This window comes from Shewanella sp. SM69, from assembly GCF_025653985.1.
Classification (GTDB): Bacteria; Pseudomonadota; Gammaproteobacteria; order Enterobacterales; family Shewanellaceae; genus Shewanella; species Shewanella oncorhynchi.
In genome coordinates, this window is the sequence record NZ_JAKKRV010000002.1 from 61,076 (window position 1) to 81,042 (window position 19,967).

At 49.2% G+C, this 19,967-nt stretch carries 12 protein-coding genes and 3 pseudogenes; 6 read left to right on the forward strand and 9 right to left on the reverse strand.

The genetic code is table 11. The features are described from left to right. Window positions 1-398: 398 nt before the first annotated feature. Complete coding sequence (locus L5M37_RS03680) at window positions 399-602, reverse strand: MbcA/ParS/Xre antitoxin family protein (protein ID WP_063884429.1); 204 nt, start codon at window positions 600-602, stop codon at window positions 399-401. A 570-nt stretch (window positions 603-1,172) separates the two neighbouring features. Here L5M37_RS03680 and L5M37_RS03685 point away from each other — a divergent pair. From L5M37_RS03685 to L5M37_RS03705, 5 genes and pseudogenes are all read left to right on the forward strand, one after another. After that, a complete protein-coding gene (locus tag L5M37_RS03685) occupies window positions 1,173-1,805 on the forward strand; it encodes a TnsA endonuclease N-terminal domain-containing protein (RefSeq protein ID WP_063884428.1) in 633 nt (210 codons plus the stop codon). Further along, window positions 1,786-3,720, forward strand: coding sequence for a DDE-type integrase/transposase/recombinase (locus L5M37_RS03690; protein ID WP_263199439.1), 1,935 nt, complete (start codon window positions 1,786-1,788; stop codon window positions 3,718-3,720). The genes L5M37_RS03685 and L5M37_RS03690 overlap by 20 nt, the downstream gene beginning before the upstream one ends. A gap of 9 nt (window positions 3,721-3,729) precedes the next feature. Beyond that, the gene (locus L5M37_RS03695; protein WP_006087149.1) at window positions 3,730-4,644 is read left to right on the forward strand and encodes a TniB family NTP-binding protein; all 915 of its coding nucleotides are present in this window, start codon (window positions 3,730-3,732) and stop codon (window positions 4,642-4,644) included. Then, the gene (locus tag L5M37_RS03700) at window positions 4,641-6,215 is read left to right on the forward strand and encodes a TniQ family protein (protein WP_259581202.1); all 1,575 of its coding nucleotides are present in this window, start codon (window positions 4,641-4,643) and stop codon (window positions 6,213-6,215) included. Before L5M37_RS03695 ends, L5M37_RS03700 begins: the two co-directional genes overlap by 4 nt. Window positions 6,216-8,068: 1,853 nt before the next feature. Then, window positions 8,069-8,245, forward strand: a pseudogene (locus tag L5M37_RS03705) (transposase); the annotation flags it as partial. Window positions 8,246-8,671: 426 nt separating this feature from the next. On the opposite strand, the gene cueR reads toward L5M37_RS03705, so the two are convergent. The 8 genes and pseudogenes from cueR to L5M37_RS03745 form a co-directional block, all read right to left on the reverse strand. Further along, window positions 8,672-9,157: a Cu(I)-responsive transcriptional regulator gene (gene cueR / locus L5M37_RS03710; RefSeq protein WP_317630086.1), complete on the reverse strand. Its 486-nt coding sequence runs from the start codon at window positions 9,155-9,157 to the stop codon at window positions 8,672-8,674. 17 nt (window positions 9,158-9,174) lie between these two features. Continuing rightward, window positions 9,175-9,447 (reverse strand): hypothetical protein, encoded by a 273-nt coding sequence (locus L5M37_RS03715; RefSeq protein ID WP_263199440.1) that lies wholly within the window; start codon window positions 9,445-9,447, stop codon window positions 9,175-9,177. An 83-nt stretch (window positions 9,448-9,530) separates the two neighbouring features. After that, the gene (locus tag L5M37_RS03720) at window positions 9,531-12,038 is read right to left on the reverse strand and encodes a heavy metal translocating P-type ATPase (protein WP_263199442.1); all 2,508 of its coding nucleotides are present in this window, start codon (window positions 12,036-12,038) and stop codon (window positions 9,531-9,533) included. A 76-nt stretch (window positions 12,039-12,114) separates the two neighbouring features. Next, window positions 12,115-13,581 (reverse strand): TolC family protein, encoded by a 1,467-nt coding sequence (locus L5M37_RS03725; protein WP_317630087.1) that lies wholly within the window; start codon window positions 13,579-13,581, stop codon window positions 12,115-12,117. After that, window positions 13,578-16,754, reverse strand: a complete 3,177-nt coding sequence (locus L5M37_RS03730) for an efflux RND transporter permease subunit (protein ID WP_263199443.1) — start codon at window positions 16,752-16,754, stop codon at window positions 13,578-13,580. The genes L5M37_RS03725 and L5M37_RS03730 overlap by 4 nt, the downstream gene beginning before the upstream one ends. After that, a complete protein-coding gene (locus L5M37_RS03735; RefSeq protein ID WP_317630088.1) occupies window positions 16,751-17,920 on the reverse strand; it encodes an efflux RND transporter periplasmic adaptor subunit in 1,170 nt (389 codons plus the stop codon). The genes L5M37_RS03730 and L5M37_RS03735 overlap by 4 nt, the downstream gene beginning before the upstream one ends. Before the next feature lie 656 nt (window positions 17,921-18,576). Beyond that, window positions 18,577-18,795: pseudogene (locus L5M37_RS03740) on the reverse strand (IS3 family transposase); the annotation flags it as partial. A 306-nt stretch (window positions 18,796-19,101) separates the two neighbouring features. Further along, on the reverse strand, window positions 19,102-19,299 hold the full coding sequence (locus L5M37_RS03745; protein ID WP_263199444.1) for a heavy-metal-associated domain-containing protein: 198 nt from the start codon (window positions 19,297-19,299) through the stop codon (window positions 19,102-19,104). 161 nt (window positions 19,300-19,460) lie between these two features. On the opposite strand from L5M37_RS03745, the pseudogene L5M37_RS03750 reads away from it, so the two are divergent. Beyond that, window positions 19,461-19,734 (forward strand): annotated as a pseudogene (locus L5M37_RS03750) (transposase); the annotation flags it as partial. Between the last annotated feature and the right edge of the window lie 233 nt (window positions 19,735-19,967).

Consider the following 19,967-nt stretch of genomic DNA (forward strand, 5'->3'; position numbering starts at 1 on the left):
ATTTTTGCGCGATACCTTGAGTGGCAATTTTGTATTAACGCGGGGTTAACTTTTAGCGCGTAGAACAAATCTAACCGGCGGTGTTTATGCTCACTAAATCGATTAACACTACACCGATGTTGTAATGGTGATGACGGCGCATTTCTCATTCAAGCGGTTTCAAGCCAACTGGGCATCCCTTTTCAACCACCAACAGACTTAGACTGACGCCCTTCCAAATGAGTTATAGCGATATTAATGTTTGATAATCAAAAAGGTAGCAAAACATGTGTTTGGGGTTTTCATCTGGCAAGGTCAAAAAGGTCTTTGATAATCGCTTATAGCCCTGTGTTACAGGGCATGCTTAATGGGATGTTGGATCGCAAGTGAGCATGGCCGTTTCAGTGCACTATTGAAGGCTAAGAATACTCCCCTGCTTCTATTTTATTTAGCCATTCATTGACTAATTTACAGCCCTCTGGTGTTTGCATTAATGCGATGGGCTTATTGTTACCTAGTACTGGGATTTCACTATTAAACAGTGTTTCAGCGAGGGTTTTCTCACCATAAATTTCACATGCCCTATTAAATAGGTACTCGGTACTTAGTGATGTTGAGTTCATAAGGTTAGTTCGCTTCTCGTAAAAGGTGTCATTCCAAGTGTAGCAAAATCATCAATGATTAGCCCTGTCATAATCATTTTCTGTTCATCAAGATATTTAGCGGCATTCATAGGTTTGAAAATACTTTTTAGCATAACAATTCACTCTGGACGATTAACTGCTTATATCTTTAGGCTGTATATTACGCTGCAATACACATTACTATTGAAATATATATCAAATAAAATTAAGTGTGCGCGGCAAAATAAAAGGAAAGTTAAATTAACCACACTGTCAAAGTATTAATAATATCCGAATTGAATATGAAATTAATAGGTGTGAAATTCATAAGCTTATGATTTTAGGTTTGTTTATTTTTGGCACCATCATTCGTCACTGCTCTCGAATACAGCGTGTGTTTTCGTGAAAAATATAAACAAGTCAATATGAAAACCTGAGGCACTGATGGGTGATAACATATTTACGATATTCAACAAATATTCAAACCTCTCTTGCGTTCGCTAAAAATATTTATTTACACAATAATTTTGAATCACTAATGTGTATATCTATCCATAAAGCGAGGTTAATATGAAACCCAGGAAAATTCCGCGACACAGTAAAGTGATGGCGCGCATTCATTTCCATTCACAAAAAAATGATTCTACACGTTTCTGTGATAGTGAACTAGAAGTTGCTCGATTATTGCTATTGGAGTTTGAGGATGATGTCATTGCATATAATACCCAACCGGCGTCATTTACATATCTCGTCAACGGAAAAAATAGACGTTATACGCCTGATCTCATTATTTCACATAAACATAAAGGGGTGTATTTCGAGGAAATTAAACCAAAAGACAAACTCGGTAGTCAAAAAAATATTGAAAAATTCGATATTCTCTCAAAAGCCTTTGCCGCCATCTCTGACAATGGTTTAAAGCTCGTTACTGAAGAACAAATCTATGTCGGCAGTACAATTGCAAATCTAAAAAAACTCTATCATTACCGGTCACTTACGCTGTCAGAACAATGCCAGCAGGTAATGCAAGAATTACCCGCGCGTATCACATATTGTGATCTCATTAGCTGGGCAGAATCTCATCAATGTCATGTTTATGATCCGATGATCCTATTAGCAAATCGATGCTACACATTCGACTTAACTTGTATGTTAAGCCCATTAACTCATCTGGAAAGATCTTATGGCTCAACAAATCTTTAAAGCCAATATGGTTATTTGTCGCAATAATCGTGACTACCGGATAGTCATGCTCGATGACACGTTAGTGACACTAGAGGTTGTGGACAGCAAACATCATCAGGTGTTATCGATTGACCAGCTATTGTCTGAATATCAACTAGGAAGTTTGAGCCTCCCTAAGACAAATCTGAATCTTGACCAATCTTGGCTAAACGAACAACAGAAGGCTGATCTTCGGCGTTATAACACCTACCTAAACTATCTAGACAAACTCGAATACCCAGGTGCAATACGTTCACTCAATATGGCTATTTCGACCTGCGGAGAGATATTAAATGAACCGGTTAATTGCCGTCCATCAACATCAACACTGCGCCGCTGGTATTCAAAATGGCTAAACAATAATAGACAATTCATCTATCTGCTGGCCTCCAGAAAACACGATCCAAACCTGACACTCAGCTGCAGAATCGATGCAGCGATGCGTTCTCTCGTCGACGATGTCATTGATAGTTTTTATCTGACTCTTAATGGCCCCAACGCGGCGGATTGTTACCGAACGCTTATGCAACAACACAGGCGCATGGCACTTGACTGCCCAATGATATCAAAATCGACATTTTACAGAGAAATAAAAAAATTAGATGAAAGCGTTATTATTAGGCGGCGGCAAGGTTCGGTCGCTGCAAATAAATATCTGCGCACTGCAAACCATCAATATCAGGTCAATGGGCTATTTGAAAGATGTGAAATGGATGCGGTTCACGTCGGTATTTATCTCGTTGATCAACAGGGCGATATCGTTGGGAAGCCGATCATTTTCTTGATGATTGATGCTTTTAGCCGCTGCATTATGGGAATGCATATCAGTATCCAAGAAGGAGAAACCACTAATGCAGCGGTGAGCGCATTACGCCATGCCATTTTGCCCAAATCCAATCAACAATATTCCTTTATGGAAAATCCATGGACATGCCATGGTACGCCCATGGATCTGTACGTCGATTCTGGCGCAGCATTCATTAATGAATCATTCGACGCACTATTAGCTCAACTCAAGATCAATCGAATCGCTGGGCCGTCACGCCAGCCCTGGAAACACAGTTTTATTGAACGCTTTAATAGTACGTTACGCGACAAACTCAAGGGGATACCTGGATATGTCGGAAAATTAACGGATGGTTTCACCTATGATCACCCGGCAAAGCACTATGCCACCCTGACGGTCGAGGAATTCGAAAAGATTGTCTGTATTCTCATCAATGATATATACCATCAAGAAGCGCATGCAGGAGTAGGAAATCAAACGCCAATAGCGATGTGGAACACACATATTCGCTATTCTCCGGCTATTGTGCCTGCCAATGTTGCGATATTTGATCTTTACCTGCGGCAACAAAAACGAGGCACACTCCAGCAATTAAAGGGATTGCAGTATAAAAATCAGTTTTTTAATTCCATGGAATTACGAAACCTTTTTGAACAATTAAAAAAGAATAGTCGTGATCGCGGCAAAGTCACTTTTTATGTTGATGAGCTAAACGCCAGTAATATCATGGTCATTAACCCGTTAAACCAATCTGTGTTAACTGTGCCTAACACCAACAAATTAGCTTGGGGAAAAACCTTCCTGCAACTGAAAATGACCAAGAAAATTTTCATGCCTAACGCAGGTGAACTGAAGGTCAACGATATCACAAAACAGGCCCTCGATCGCAAAAAGAAAGCCGCTCGAGACGTGAAAACGAGCCACAATCTTGCCGATGAGACGTTGTCCATGGACATCCCGCTGACTCAAGATGTTATTCAAGGCATGTTAACTAAACGTGAAACAGTGGCTCATCAAGCGCTGGTATTATCACCAGCAAAACCGACGGGCAGTGATGTCCCAGAATCCGCCGTGATCCCTAAAATAATCAATTACCAAACCAGCTAGGAATAACACATGGATCACTATCAACCTCAACGAAAGCCTATCACCACAGCATTTTTATCTCGTTCAGTTTACCACTTTGAGTGCAATGCAGTGATTGCGGCATTAGAACGCAGCCTGAAAACAACTGGCCTTAATCCGACTGGGCTGATGATTGTTGGCGATTCTGGTCTTGGTAAATCCACAGCGCTGAGACTGTTTGAACAACGATTCAGTCGACCTGCAACAGAAACACATTCCTACAAAACAGTCGCCAATGTCGTGACCCCTGTGGATGCCAGTGTGAAAAGCTTGTGCTCCGCACTCCTGAAGGTCTTGGGTTGCCCGACGCCAGACAGAGGAACCGCCAACAGTATGTTCACTCGGATCACCACCTTGATCCATGAGCTCGATACAAAAATCATCATTTTTGATGAAATTCAACATCTAACTGAGCGTAATGCCCAGAAAAAAACGCGGCCAGTTATTAATCTCGTTAAAAACCTGATGACCGAAACAAACTGTCCGGTCGTCCTCGTTGGTATGCCTGACGCGACAGAACTATTGAGCATGGATCCGCAATTAGCACGACGATTTTCGAAATCGGTGACGCTCAAGCCTTTTAGTATGACTGATGAACTCATCACTGAGGAATACACGGCCTATGATCTGTATGTTTCATTTCTCCACTCGATTGCGTCTTTCATGCCAATCAAAACCATTAATCTCATCGATCCGAATGTTGCTCGTCGTCTCCTTGCCGCCAGTCGCGGAAAAATTTCTATCATTATTAAAATTTTGGAGTTTGTGATCGAGAATAGCCTTGACGGTAAGAAGGCGACGTTACTCGATTTTTCCACCGCGTTCCGTGATATTGCTGATCATGACATCTCACATTGTCCGTTTTTAATCACGAGCAACCAATTAGAAAAGTGGTATTTTTCATGAGTGCAATGACATTACCCATCAGATTGCGCCCCTATGAGGCCGAATCCCTGCCGTCCTACTTATGTCGGTTAGCCACCGTCAATGGCTGGTCAACCATGGCCGAATTTTTATTGGTCATGGGGATAAAGAAAACCAAAATCGATCCGGATGTCTCGCTTGACCGCCTAGTGCAATTAACCCACCTTCCCCACTCGGAGTTTTTACCGCGCATGGAGGAGATCCCAAGGTCCATGCCAGCGCGGATGTTCTATCAACACTCCCCCAGATTTTGTCCTATTTGCATCGGCACCACACCGTACGTGCGTCATGTCGAGCACTTTAAGACAGCGCTATTTTGTGTAAAACATCGTTGTAAACGCATTGATCAGTGTCCTTGTTGTCAGCATCCCCTCACTTGGCAGCAGCATCTATTTAGTCACTGTTTGCAGTGCAAACAACCCTGGGCCACTTTACCCGCCAACCATGAAATCGATGTTGATTATCAACAATGGATTGAACAAGAAGAAGGCGCAGAGGAGCGGTTGCACTTATTGCATCGGGCAATCACCCGTCTGATTTATCCGACCGATCTCGATCCCCTTCCACCAAACCACAAATTGAGTCTAGACAGTCAGTACATTCTCGATGCATTTCACCTGTTGCAAGGCCGTTTTGACCTGATTTGGGGCAAACAATGTGCCGAAGATCGTCACTATCTCAGCCTCTTTGGTGAACATCATGTGCAGTCCCCCCTCACCAGCTTACGTGAGCTGAGTGGCTTACCGGCTCAGGTGGCTGAAACCCAATCCACATGGCCCAGTTATACCGTGCACGACAGAGTGAATAAACATCCACACATTACAGTGCCTTTAGCGTGTCGAGTGAGCACATTTTACCTGCGTCAGCTGCTCGACTTAACGGCTGTTCAACTGAGTATTCTCGAGGACAGTGGCCATTTTGATAGCCTATACCACCTATCCAATTCACGGCATCGAACTTATGATATGCGCCAAATTTATCGCTGGTTTAAGACACGTATTAGCCAAGATAAATGTGCCTATTACCCTGAACAGAGTTTTAACAAACTGCTCATGATGTATGGCATCGAGTTCAGTCGACTGTTCGAGGGGATCCATCAGGGAAAATTTCGAATAACCTTGGCCAGTTACAATGAACAATTAACACTCCACCTGGCCGCTGAGGATGTGAAACAGTTTGTGCAAGACAATGAAGTATTTGATCCACAAGAAGACAAATCGCAAAAGTGGGTTGCTAGGCGTTTGAGGATCCATGTTGCGGGAATGAAGGAGATGATCCGCCCAGGCCTATTTGCCTGCAGCCGCAATCGTGACATCACACGCGCGTCATTGCAGGCAGTGTTAGTGCAATATTCATCATTACAGCGCTGGTGTTACCTGCGTAGTTACCACCGTTATAGTGTTGAGCGTGTGATGGTCGAGGCACAAATTATCCCCATTTTTAGCTCAACGTATTGCACTCTGTTGACCCATGAACAGTTAGCGCAATTGGCAATGCTCACCGACAGCCGAGCCGAACTTCAATTAGAAAACAATCCAAAATGGGTGGTGTAGTGTCATTTTTGCATGAAGCGACACTTCGACAATTCCAAGGGCAATGTGAGCCACAAACGGTTATAAACTTTCATGCCGTTAGCAACGCTAAATCGCCGATTAAATGCGTATAAATCGACATTTGAAGGCGATTTTGCCTTAAAACGGCTATAAATCAGGGTAAACTTGCCGATTTAACATAAGCACGAATTGCGCGCAGTCGACCCCAGATGCCTTAACGCCTGATAAAGATCATATAAGTAAATCAGACGCCACAAGCTCACCTCTTTGCGCGTAGCCTATACAACACTCACTTCAATCCAAGCTTTTTCAACAAAGCCCGCGTCAATGGTAACTTATCAAGGCGCTTACTCAATGGCTTCAACGCTAAGAACAAAATGTCTTCAAGGCCCTCTCGGTCATGGTGATAAAAATGAACGAACACTCGGCCGTGATGAGCTTTGATGTCTTTTCTACATCACAAAGGATGACATTGACGTGCATCAAGCTGCTCCACAACGGCATCCAAGTGCTTTCTCTGTGCACTCAATCAATTAGTTATTTTGATCGTGATTTTTTCTCAAAAGATTGTCTTCGTTGAATTCAAATAGTCTTCACTTTAATTCCATGCTTACACTTCTGATAAAAATAGAGTGATAAATTACTTAAAAAACTATATTATTAAATATAAATAAAGTCATATTTCGGCCATCTTCAATCAGATGCTGATTAATTTATTAGCGCTTAAAATCATATTCTTTGACAAAAAAGCGCTTAAAATCATAAATTATGACAATTTAAAGCCTTCCAAAGAAAATCGTATTTTCTAACTCGTTGTTTCTACGCATTTCCCAAACTCATTTTGTATGACAAGCCACATGTTTTTGTGTGGCTTGTCATTCCAAATGAGTTTTGTGTCATTTCGTGAGTCTGACTTTTGTTATTATATATCAAGGCTATAATTCACTCCGCCAACAGCTTTGCTCCATTATGGTGCAAAGCTGTTCATCCAGAGCGCATTAAACTTTGTGTTTGCTGCTTTTTGACAAAGTGCATCTCACTCGCAGCTATGCGAACTCTTTTGAAGTATAGATGACGTGTTAGAAATGAATTTTATGAAACAATGTCCCAATCAAATCATGTCGCTCCATTAGAATGATTACTTACAATAATTCATCGGTTTACCAAGCTTAATTGAAATTGGTTCGTAGCTATATTTCCACTGCTTAATCTTACCTATTAATTTGTTGTAATGTTGATGACGTGATTTATCAACATCGGAGTCGCTCGAACACATCACCAGTTTCACCTGACTGTATCTTAAACAATTTAATCGTCGCTACGTGAATGCTTTGGTATATTGGACTCGCAAACTCGCCAGAAACACCTAGCAACGCGCTTATGCTTGTCCAAAAAGTCACAATAAAATACTAAGATGTTGCCGATTTTGAGCCGCCATGGACATAAATATTTCATTTTAAGGAGTTTTTATAGATATCGAGTGAAGCGCCCTAACCTTCTTTTGGACATGTACTAGCTCATATATGAACTGACAGCGTTGATTAAATTGCTAGACTTAATCGGACAATCTCAACTCGACCCCACCCAGCTCATTTCTGGACATTTTCAAGTTAGACTTTTAGCTCGAATTAGTGAATTTAGAATTAAAATTTCTATGGATAACGCCTACTTAAGCGGTTTAACCTCCATAACTTCTGAGTAGCTTAATGTTGAACAGTTACGGTTAGTTATTAATACGAATGACTTTTAAATGGGATTGATATCCATAACACTGCCCCTGATAGCGTGTTCTGGTCTAATCCCATTGGACACTTAACTTTGAGACTGTATGGTCAATAAATTAAGAGGTCAATATGAGTCTGAACAAATCACATAAGAGTTATCCGCAGGCATTTAAGGATGAAGCCGTCTTGATGGTGCTGGAGCAAGGTTATAGCGTTGCCGATGCGACAAAGCCTCTTGGAGTTAGCACTAGTCTGCTTTACAACTGGAAGGAAAAACACGAAGCCTTGCAGCAAGGCCTTACCTTGAATAGTCTGAATGTAATGAGTTGAATAAATTTAGTATATAAAACAAATAATTACGCATGGTGAAAGAAATTATAAAAATACCCAAGGGGCACACCTAGGCCAGCGCCTTCTTTGCGAGAGATGCGATGTTCGGATTATTCATATTTTTTATAATTAAAAAGCGAATATCAATTAGGCCACATAATTAATGTAAATTGTATTGCTGGCGGTGGCTTTATACCTGGGCTGAAAAACAAAAAATGAGTATCGCGCTTAGCGTAAATTTATTGAACATTCGTCATATAGGTTATCCTCTGGAGCTGGTTTTGATTAGTATTGGTTCTTGTACAGAACTTGATGATTGTGCTTTTTGGGCTTCTTCGATGCGTAAGTCAATGGTGACAACTAACTTGGAAAACGCCGCCATCGAAGAAGCTCACGAGTTAGTCACCGTGGCGGACGATGGCGTGACGAGGCGGGTGTGTCACTCCCAAATCGAGGTGTTCTATGTGGAACTTGTGAACGTTCTTTCGCTGCGGCGGTTGGCTCAGCCAAATCCGCAAGGATCGGGCAATCCGGGCGGCCATCGCCATGGCAATTTTCGGCTAGCTGCTCGAGCGTTTGCACCATAGCTTGTAGTTCAACGATCTTCGCCTTCAGTCCGTCGGCATGGGAGAGCGCCAACGCCTTAACGTCGGCGCTCGCGCGATCTCGGTTGCACCACAAGACTAGGAGTTCCGAGATTTGTTCGACAGAAAAGCCAAGGTCGCGTGCGCGACGAATGAAGCGAAAGCTTTGCGCGTCTGCCGAGCTGTAATTTCGGTAGCCAGCATCAGAACGATTAGCTTTGGGTATCAAGCCAATCTGTTCGTAGTAGCGAATCATCTTCGCCGAGATGCCGGACAACTTGGCTGCTTGACCAATATTCATCATTCTCTCCTTCTAGTAAATTAATCAAATACGCCCAAAAACTGAGGTTTACCTACGCACAGATATTTCTCTGGGCGTAAAGAACACGTCGGCATACAGGTATTAAGATTGCATTCATGTTGTCTATATTCCATCTGAAGATTGCTCAGAGCTAATGTGGTGGTCAAATGGATATCATGGTCGTAGTCCCGCAACACCTCAGGTGTGACGACTCTTGCAATGGCAAAGAGATGTTCTCGGGCGTCGCTATAATCGTCCTTGAGGTGCTCCAAGGGCATATTTGGTGAAAACATGTTGTGTTACTCCTTCAACAATATTCGTCTACCAAGCGTGACTTTTGTGCTACCACCCCAAAAGCCAATGACTTGGTGTGGGTTTAAACCATCATCGGAGCTCTGAAGCGCTTGAGTCGGAGCGCGTTGCCGAGCACAAATATACTGGAAAGTGCCATTGCGGCCGCAGCGAAAATTGGCGAAAGCAAGGTGCCATTCAACGGGTAGAGCGCACCCGCCGCAACCGGGATCAACACGGCGTTGTAGGCGAAGGCCCAGAAAAGGTTCTGCTTAATGTTACGGATCGTGGCCTGACTAAGCGCGATCGCATTCGTCACGCCACGCAAGTCGCCCGACATTAGCACCACGTCAGCAGCTTCTATCGCTACATCGGTTCCCGTGCTGATAGCGAGCCCAACATCAGCTTCGGCGAGTGCTGGCGCGTCGTTGATACCGTCTCCCACGAAGGCGACTCGCGCGCCATTGTTCCGGAACTTCTTCAGTGCCTCGACTTTACCATCAGGGAGAATCTCGGCTAAGACTTCATCGATGCCAAGCTGCTCGGCAATCGCCGCAGCGGTCGCCGCATTGTCGCCAGTGATCATCGCTACTTTCAGTCCGAGCGCGTGCAGCGCCTTGATTGCTTCGGGCGTTGTTTCTTTGATTGGATCTGCGACTGCAATCACCGCTGCCAAGCGGCCGTCGATCGCTGCATAAAGTGGGCTCTTGCCTTGCTCGCCAAGACGCAGGGCGGTGGACTGCAAGCTCGACACATCCAGACCGAGCTGCGTCATAAACCGATCCGCACCGACGGCGACGGTACGACCTGCGACCTTGGCCGACACGCCGAAGCCCGGTGTTGCGTCGAAGCTCTCAATAGGTGCAAGGGCGAGGTTCAACTGCTTTGCGGCTGTGACGAACGATTCGGCAATCGGGTGCTCGGAGCGGGTCTCGACGGCCGCAACAAGAGCAAGAACTTCGTTGTATTCAAATCCCTCGGCAGGCACGAGATCGGTCAGCTCGGGGCGTCCTTTGGTCAGCGTGCCAGTTTTGTCGAGCGCGATAATGCTCACATCGCGCAACGCCTGCAAGGCTTCGCCCTTACGAAAGAGTACGCCGAGCTCGGCCGCACGGCCGGTGCCAACCATGATTGAGGTCGGCGTTGCCAGTCCCATAGCGCACGGACAAGCGATAATAAGAACCGCGACCGCATTAACGAGCGCAAAGGTCAGCGCTGGGGACGGGCCGAAGATTAGCCAGACTAGGAAGGTCAGCGTGGCAGCTGCCATCACCGCTGGGACGAACCACATGGTCACTTTGTCGACCAGCGCCTGGATCGGCAGCTTTGACCCCTGCGCTTGCTCGACCAGACGAATAATCTGCGCGAGCACCGTATTCGCGCCGACCTTGGTGACGCAAAAACTGAAAGCGCCCGTCTTGTTGATAGTGCCGCCGACAACTTCGGCTCCCACCCCTTTAGATACGGGCACCGGCTCGCCGGTGATCATGCTCTCGTCAACATAAGAGGCACCTTCGACGACTTCGCCGTCGACCGGAATCTTCTCGCCCGGACGGACGAACACTATGTCACCAGTCATCACCTGATCGAGCGGTATTTCGAACGTTTCGCCGTTGCGCTGGACGCGTGCGGTCTTAGCCTGAAGTCCTACGAGCCGCTTGATCGCTTGCGAGGTTCGCCCCTTGGCGCGCGCCTCCAGCATGCGTCCGAGCAGGATCAAGGTAACGATGACCGCAGCAGCTTCAAAATAGACGTTGGCAGTGCCTTGCGGCAGCGCTTCAGGGGCAAAGGTTGCGACGATCGAATAGCCATAAGCCGCCGCGGTGCCGACCGAGACCAGTGAGTTCATGTCAGGAGCACCGCGCAGCAACGCCGGTACCCCTTTTAGGAAGAAGCGCTGACCCGGACCGAACAGGACCAGGGTGGCGAGCACGAACTGCACATACCAGTTGGTCTGTTGCCCCAGAGCCCCCATCACCCAATGATGCATGGCGGGAATAAGGTGAGAGCCCATCTCAAGGATGAATACGGGCAAGGTGAGGATGGCTGCAGTGATGAAAGAACGTCGCAGTGCCCGCGCCTCGCTCTCACGACGCTCAGAGTCCTGATCGCCAGCATTCGCCGTTTCGGCGGACAAGCGACGGGGCCTGTAACCCGCCTGTTCGACAGCGGCTTCAAGATCTGCCGTGGAGACGCACCCTGCAAAATGGCGCACCCTCGCGCGCTCGGTCGCCAGATTTACAGTGGCTTCGAGCACGCCCGGAATTTTTACGAGCGCTTTCTCTACCCGGCCCACACACGATGCGCAGGTCATGTCCTCGATCGCCAACTCGATGGTCTCTTCGCGAATGGTGTAGCCAGCGTTCTGAATGGCGTGGACAACCGCCTGCGGATCGGCTACGCCGGTGAAAGTCATGTCGGCGCGTTCGGTAGCGAGATTGACCACGGCCGTCTGCACCCCGGGGACCGCTTTCAACGCTCGCTCGACACGGCCGACACATGATGCACACGTCATGCCTTCGACAGGCAGGCTCAGACGAGTGCCTGCGGACACGGATTGATTGGCGTTTTGTGGCAAGGAAACAGAAGCCATTGAACTACTCCTTAAATGTTGAGTTAAAAAAAGCTTAATGCTTCCAGCTATGGGAAGGTCAAGTCCTATGTGTGATTTATTTCACGACGCGTCCGTTCGAAATGCCGTCGGCGCCACTGCAGTCCTGATCCGCCTGCGCGCAGATCTCCCAGCCGCCACCCAGCGCCTTGTAGATGCTGACAACGGCAAGCCGTTGGTGGGTGCGAGCGATTGCCAGCGCACGCCGGCTTGCAAAGTCGGACCGTTCGGCTTCGAGCACATCAAGGTAGATGCCTTCACCTGCTGAGAACCGCACACGGGCAAGACGAGCCGCCTTGCGATTTGCGGCTGACTCAAGCAGACGCAGCTCAAGCGTGCTACCCGCGGCACCATAGGCTTTGAAGGCATCCTCGGTTTCCTGCAGTGCGCGCAACACGGTCTGGTCGTAGACGATCAACGCCTCTTGGGTACGTGCCTCGCTGGCGGCGATGCGGGCACGCACGCGCCCAGTATCGAAAAGAGACCAGCGAATGACCGGACCGAGGAAGCTGGACAACACTCCGGAGCCATTTACTTCATCGAGACTTCCAGCAACGAGCCCGATTGAACCATGCACTTGGATCTCGGGGTAGAGACCAGCCGTCTCGAACCCAATCCGAGCGGTCGCCGCAGCGAGAGTCCGTTCAGCCGCCGCAATATCAGCACGCCGAGAAAGGAGTGCTGCGGGATCGCCCACGGCGATTGTTCGAACAGCAAGCGCTTCACGCGCAGGCGTTACAGCGGGTGGTCTAAACGTCTGGGGCGTTTCGCCAAGAAGGATGGCCAGTGCATTGCTGGAGGCCGCACGGCGGCGCTCCAATTCGGGCACGGCCACCTCGACATGGTGCAACAAGGCCTCGGCACGGAGCTGGTCGAATTCGCTGGCAGAACCGGCGTGCACGAGACGTTCGACCAGGCTCAGGCTTTCGCGCTGGCTTTGGCTGATGTCGGCGGCTACAGCTAGTTCGGCCTCGATACCGCGTAGCTCGAACCAAGTGGCAGCCACCGCAGCAGCGACCCCCGCCTGCACACCACGCAGCAGAGCCTCGCGGGAGCCTGCTTGCGCCTGAGCGGCCTCCACCGATCGCCGCACACGGCCAAAAAGATCGATTTCCCAGGAAGCGTCGACCGCGCCGCGATAGGTTTCTATCTGACGCGACTGACTATGGGGCGTCTCGACCTCACTACGGCGACGGTTCTCATAACCAAGCTCAGCGCCACCGCTCGGCAGGAAGCCCTGACGGCTCTCACCTAACATGGCCTTTGCCTCTTCGAGCCGAACGACAGCGATACCTATGTCATGATTCGCCGCGAGCGCCCGCTGGATCATGATGTTCAGAGCTGGATCGTCGAAGGTGCCCCACCACTTCACCTCAACGGCCCCTGTTCCAAGACCGGCGGGAGGCTCACTGAAACTGGCCGGAAACTGCGATGAAGGTAGTGAGTAGTTTGGGCCCACCGCCGCGCATCCAGTCAAGATTAGCGCACTCAGGGGTAACAGAACTGCTTGATAGGGACTTCTCATGACATGCTCTCCTCAATGTGCGGCTTAGCACTTGAACTGTGCCGCTCGAAGCGAGCCTCCAAGCCACGTATCACTACATAAAAAACCGGCGTCAGGAATAATCCGAACAATGTCACGCCGAGCATACCTGCGAAGACCGCAATCCCCATAGCCTGACGCATTTCGGCCCCAGCACCGCTTGCCAATATCAACGGTACGACGCCAGCAATAAATGCCAATGAGGTCATCACAATAGGCCGCAACCGCAATCGACAAGCCTCAACGACCGCCTCCAGCGCACTTGTTCCTGCAGCCTCGAGGCTGCGTGCAAACTCGACGATCAATATTGCGTTTTTGGCCGCCAAACCGACGAGCACGATAAGCCCAATCTGCACAAAGACGTTGTTGTCGCCCCCAGCCAGCCAGACACCGGTAATCGCGCTCAAAAGACACATCGGCACGATCAGCAGAACCGCCAGAGGCAGCAGCCAGCTGTTGTATTGCGCGGCGAGGATGAGATAAGCGAGCAGCACGCACAATGGGAAAATGAACAGCGCAGAATCGCCAGCCAGTTTTTGCTGGTAGGTAAGATCAGTCCATTCGAAGCTCATGCCTTCAGGCAAAACCTCCTTGGCTAATCGTTCCATGACCGCAACAGCCTGCCCCGAGCTGACGCCAGCCATCGCACCGCCCGAGATGTCGGCCGTAGGGTAACCGTTGTAGTGCATCACGCGGTCTGGGCCGGCACTTGGCGTCACAGTGACAAAGGAGGACAACGGCAGCATATCTCCGGCCGCGTTGCGCACCTGCAGGCGGCCGATAGATTCGGCTTGCATGCGGTGGTCTGCATCGGCTTGGGCCGTCACCTTATAGGTTCGACCGAAGCGGTTGAAGTCGTTGATATATAGAGATCCGAGATAGACCTGAAGCGACTCGAACACATCCGCCAGACGAACCCCCTGGCTCATAACCTGAGTGCGATCGATGGTGACATCTAACTGCGGCGCATTGATGTCAAGACTGGTCATAAGCCCAGCCACCTCACCTGACTCGTTAGCTTTTGTCATCAGGATCTGGGTCTGCTGCACCAGAGCTGCGAGCCCGGCACCGCTGCGGTCCTCGACCTGCATCTTAAATCCGCCCGTCGCGCCAAGGCCAGGCACCGGAGGTGGCGGGAACACGCCGAGGAAACCATCGGGGATGCTGGCAAATTGGGCTTGCAAGCGCCCCGCAATCGCCATCGCGCTGAGATCGGGTGTAGTGCGATCTTTAAACGGGTCGAGCATGATGAATATGACCGCGGCATTTGGCACGTTGACGAAACCATTGATAGAAAGGCCGGGAAACGCAACGACGCTTTCGACACCTGATTCGGTCAGCGCGATCTTCGACATCTGTTTGACGACTGCGTCGGTGCGGTCCAGTGACGAGGCGTTTGGCAGCTGGGCGATTGCGACAAGATAATATTTGTCCTGCATAGGCACGAAGCCGGGCGGGACGGCCTTGAATCCGAAGAAGGTCAACGCAAGGAGTCCGGCGTAAACCAGAAGCGCCACGCCGCTAATCCGCACCACTTTGCGCACCGTGTTGCCATAAGCGTCAGGTGCATGCTGGAACGGCTGGCCTAGTGTCCGAAACAACTGATCGGCGCGGCCACGCAAACTGCGCGGAACTCGCACTATTGCCGCCTGGCGCGGGCGCAACAAGAGTCCTGCGAGCGCAGGGCTGAGCGTGAGTGAATTAACTGCTGACAGAATGGTTGAAATCGCAATCGTGAGCGCAAACTGTCGATAGAACTCACCCTGCAAGCCGCTTAGAAAAGCGGTCGGAATGAAAACGGCGGCAAGTACCGAGGTGATCGCGATAATAGGACCGGTGACTTCGTCCATGGCAAGCCGTGCGGCCTGAATGGGTTCCTCACCATTTTCGATGTGACGTTCGACATTCTCGACCACTACGATCGCGTCATCGACGACGATCCCGATTGAAAGCACCAGGCCAAACAACGACAACGTGTTCAGTGAGAAGCCCATCAGATGCATGACGGCAAAGGTGCCGATCAGCGACACCGGCACCGCTATAAGGGGTATGAGCGAAGCACGCCAGTTGCGCAGGAACAGCACCACCACGATAACGACAAGAAGAATCGCCTCCAACAAGGTGGTTACCACCGACTCCAGCGAGGCACGGACAAACACCGTCGGGTCATACGCGATGCGCGAGCTGAGTCCTTCCGGAAAGTTGCCTTCAAGCCGCTGCATGGTTGTACGCACCGCCTGCGCAACGTCGAGTGCGTTAGCGCCCGGACTCTGGATGATTTGCAGCGCGACGGCAGGTTCACCGTCAAGCAGACTGCGCAATGCGTAGGTATCGGCCCCCATCTCAATGCGGGCGACATCGCGCAAGCGCGTCACCTGGCCGTCGCCGCCTGTTCGAATGATGATGTCGCCGAACTGCTCCTCATCAGTTAACCGCCCGAGCGTGTTCACTGTCACTTGGAACGCGGCACTGGAATTGGGAGCCTGACCGACGGAGCCAGCTGCTACCTGTACGTTCTGCTCGCGCACAGCGGCAATCACATCGCCCGCTGTCAGCCCTCGTGCGGCGATCAGGCTCGGATCGAGCCAGAGCCGCATACTATATTCACCAGCTCCCCAAACCAGAACGTCGCTGATTCCCGGGATACGGGACAGATCGTCGCGCACCTGGAGGTAAGCGTAGTTCGAAATATAGAGAGGGTCGTAGCGTTTGTCTGGCGATAACAGGTGAACCACCATCAGGATGTCCGGCGAGGTCTTCTGCGTAATGACGCCTTGGCGCTGCACCTCCTCCGGCAAACGCGGCAGAGCGCGCGAGACGCGGTTTTGTACCTGGATCTGTGCCATATCGGCATTCGTCCCTTGCGCAAACGTGACGGTCAGGATCATTCGGCCGTCAGTGGCTGATTGCGACGACATGTATAGCATGCCCTCGACCCCGGTGATCGCCTGCTCGAGTGGCGCGGCTACCGTTTCTGCAATCACCTTGGGATTGGCGCCCGGGTAGGAAGCGGTCACCTGAACCGTCGGCGGCGTCACGGTCGGATACTCGCTGAGCGGCAATTGGAAGAAAGCAACGATGCCAGCGAGCACCATCAAAACTGAAAGAACGATGGCAAAAATCGGGCGATCGATGAAGAAACGTGGGAATGTCATTGTACTGCTCCCGAGGTTTGTGACACCGCAATAGGTGTACCGTCAATCGCAGCGGACTGTGGCGTGACCTGCATGCCCGGGCCTACCAGCCCCTTGACGATAATGTGCTCGCCGGGCTGTAGACCTTGTTCGATCACGCGCAACCCCTCGACCAGCGGACCCAGCTCGACTGGCCGATATTCCGTCTTGTCGTCTTTGCCGACAACGAGCACATAGTGGCTACCTTGATCGGTACCAATCGAATGATCGGAAACCAGAACCCTAGCTTGCGGCGCTCCGGTCTCTAGTTTAACCTTGGCAAAAAGACCGGGCGTCAAATGCCCATCGGGGTTGTTGACAACAGCGCGGATACGCACTGTTCCCGTCCCACGATCGCTGGTGTTGGAGAGGAAGTCGACACGGCCGGGCCTCGAATACGTCTTGTCGGTGAGCAGTGCCACCATGACCTTTTCCGCCTGTGGACCATGCGTGGTAGTGTGGTCTCGGCCTGCGGCGAGCGATCGCAAATAAGTGCGTTCGTCAACATCGAAATAGACGTGGATGGGATCGATAGAAACAATAGTCGTGAGTGGCGTCTCGCCGCTGAAGACGTAGTTGCCTTCTGTAACGAGGGCTTGGCCGACACGTCCACTGATCGGTGCCGTGACACGTGCGAAACTCAGATCCAATTGTGCGGCATCCACCGCTGCCTTTGCGGCGTCGACCTGTGCTTTGCTTGCATTCATAGAGGCGGTTGCGATGTCGAAGCGATCACGAGCAACGATCTTTTGGGCAAATAGCTGTTCGGCTCGTGCATATTCCGTTTGGGCAAGTATCGATGCCGCTTCAGCCTGGCGCAGGTGCGCCGTCGCGGCGTTCAGCGCGGCTTGGAACACCCGAGGATCAATGAGAAAGAGCTCGCTGCCCTTTTCGACGAAGCGTCCCTCGGGCAGGCTTACGTTCTGTATATAGCCAGCAACCCTCGGGCGCAGCTCAACCCGCTTGACCGCGGTCAGCGAACCTGTGAGTTCGACAAATGGCGTCACCGGACGAACGATCACTTCGGCCACCGGAACGCTTGGTGGCTTTGCGGGACGGGCAGAGGGAATAGCCTCCTTGCATCCTGTGATAGCGAGTGCAACGCTTAGCGCCACAGTGGTTATGGTTATGCGTTTGACCTTCATCATTTTTTCCTTTCTCGATAGCAGTCGACAGTTAGTTTTGCTGAGCCGAGGTAGCTCCTACTGTATTTATCCGGCTTACTACGCTTAGAAGGTCAAGTGTTTTTTTTGATTAATAAGGGGGGCCTTGCGAGACGCAGCGAAGTCTAACTCTGATGACGAAAAAATCATGATCAGCGACGAAAATCGCTAAGTATTAAGGCATGCACATAGAAGAAAACTTCCTCGACAAAAAAGCCAGACATACGACCTTGGCAGCTACGACCACTGCACTTACAAACGAGAGCGATTGGAAGTGTTGTTACTGCTTGTAGCTTTAGCCGACGGGTTGCATTCATGTTAGGGCTGACAGCAGAAATGGCCTGAATGCAGTTCCAAACAAACAGCATTAAACACTGGCGAGTTTTACTGTTCGACTACTTGGGTATGAGACAATGTAAACTCGCAAATTTAGAGCTTAGAACTAAGCAGATACAGGCTGAAATCAGGAAATGATGTTCTGGTCTTAAGTGTCAGACTGAGCAGTAATCAAAATGAAGAGGAGCTGATACTATGATTAAATTCGTGGTGATCACTCAGGTGTTTGATCAGGGCTAGCGCATGAGTGCCATTGCCTTAATTGCATTAGATTTACTTCTGTCTGTGAGCGTTCAGTGTACTGTTCAACCCATATTAGACAATTTTAATTGAGAATTTTCGAACTCTACAGTTGACAGTTCACCATTAGCAAAATGACGTCACTCCAAGTTCTAATATTTCATTTAAGCAGTCACATCTAGCTTCAAAAACTCTCTTGTTGATTGAGCAATATTAAAAATCCAATCGTGTTTTAAACTACCAAAGAAACGCTCAATGAAGGCATTATCCCAACACACACCTACCCATACTGCCTCAAAATTAAGTGCTGAGATAAAATTAGACCGGAGCAGGTGCAATGGTATAGAGAGTCAGACCATTATATTGGCGGTGATATTACATTTTTGGAAACAAATTCAATTACTCTGTCCTTAAATTATACCATTTATAACTCGTTTGGGTCGGATAAACAGCACCTCTGTTACTTAGGTGCTGCTCTCCTAAGAACCGTACATGCAACTTTCACTGCACACAGCTCAAGCCTCCACTAAGGTGCACTGTCAATTGGCGGTATTTTGCGACTTGCAGCTTCTATCTGCACTGCAACAGGTTTACTCAGGTTTGGCCGGATATCCAATTTCCTCTAGGGCGTCGAGTATTTCGTCTTGCGATTGGCTGCTTTGTACATTGATACTACGGCTGGAAAGATCTGCTGTTATAACTGCATCGGCGTCCAGTTCCTTTATTGCACGGTTGATCAAGCCAAAGCAGTGGTTGCAGGTCATATCAGTAATTTTTAACGTTAACATCGTAAATCTCCTTTGCTAAAGTGGGCAGCTAAAATTCTGCACCTTGCTACAGGGAGAAGGTCAAGGCTTATTTTCTGTGATGTTACCCAGTACCAGTTGTGCCCAAATGGCATAATGTGAGCAGGGGTCGCCAGTGCTGCAATCTGATAGCTACTCAGTACTTGCTGGAGAAAGGCGTCACACTGGTGACAAACGTGCGTAAGAATATGAAAGAAAAAGCGATGTCGTTGTGGGATAGAGCGATGCTGTCGAGACGTTTCATCATAGAAACCATCAAAAAATATATCCTAAGTAGAGCACTCCAGACACCGCAGCGTGCATGGATTTATGCTCAATATGATAGCGGGACTCATCGCCTATCAATTAAAAGACAATAAGCCACAACTGAACCTCACTAACGGGGAGTTTAATGCTATTGCAGTTATGGCTAGTTAAACCGATCTCAGGTTAAATAAGGTCGAGCCAACACCCTGCCCCCGAGCTGTAAAATCAACAATAACGTTTTTTACTACAGCAAACGGCAGCTTGCGAAACATAACATCAGATAGGTATATGGAACATCACCCACTTCAAGCAAGGTAAGTAGGCTGATTGACACAATAACTAGACCATCCATAGTGCACCTCAATTCGTTATTTTTTAATATTATACGTAGAAGTGCGACAGCT

Bases quoted from the DNA above. Each gene is read 5' to 3' on its own strand.
- L5M37_RS03700 (WP_259581202.1), top strand. From the start codon at position 4,641: ATGAGTGCAATGACATTACCCATCAGATTGCGCCCCTATGAGGCCGAA.
- L5M37_RS03735 (WP_317630088.1), bottom strand. From the start codon at position 17,920: ATGATGAAGGTCAAACGCATAACCATAACCACTGTGGCGCTAAGCGTT.
- L5M37_RS03720 (WP_263199442.1), bottom strand. From the start codon at position 12,038: ATGGCTTCTGTTTCCTTGCCACAAAACGCCAATCAATCCGTGTCCGCA.
- cueR (WP_317630086.1), bottom strand. From the start codon at position 9,157: ATGATGAATATTGGTCAAGCAGCCAAGTTGTCCGGCATCTCGGCGAAG.
- L5M37_RS03725 (WP_317630087.1), bottom strand. From the start codon at position 13,581: ATGAGAAGTCCCTATCAAGCAGTTCTGTTACCCCTGAGTGCGCTAATC.
- L5M37_RS03695 (WP_006087149.1), top strand. From the start codon at position 3,730: ATGGATCACTATCAACCTCAACGAAAGCCTATCACCACAGCATTTTTA.
- L5M37_RS03690 (WP_263199439.1), top strand. From the start codon at position 1,786: ATGGCTCAACAAATCTTTAAAGCCAATATGGTTATTTGTCGCAATAAT.
- L5M37_RS03715 (WP_263199440.1), bottom strand. From the start codon at position 9,447: ATGTTTTCACCAAATATGCCCTTGGAGCACCTCAAGGACGATTATAGC.
- L5M37_RS03745 (WP_263199444.1), bottom strand. From the start codon at position 19,299: ATGTTAACGTTAAAAATTACTGATATGACCTGCAACCACTGCTTTGGC.
- L5M37_RS03680 (WP_063884429.1), bottom strand. From the start codon at position 602: ATGAACTCAACATCACTAAGTACCGAGTACCTATTTAATAGGGCATGT.
- L5M37_RS03730 (WP_263199443.1), bottom strand. From the start codon at position 16,754: ATGACATTCCCACGTTTCTTCATCGATCGCCCGATTTTTGCCATCGTT.
- L5M37_RS03685 (WP_063884428.1), top strand. From the start codon at position 1,173: ATGAAACCCAGGAAAATTCCGCGACACAGTAAAGTGATGGCGCGCATT.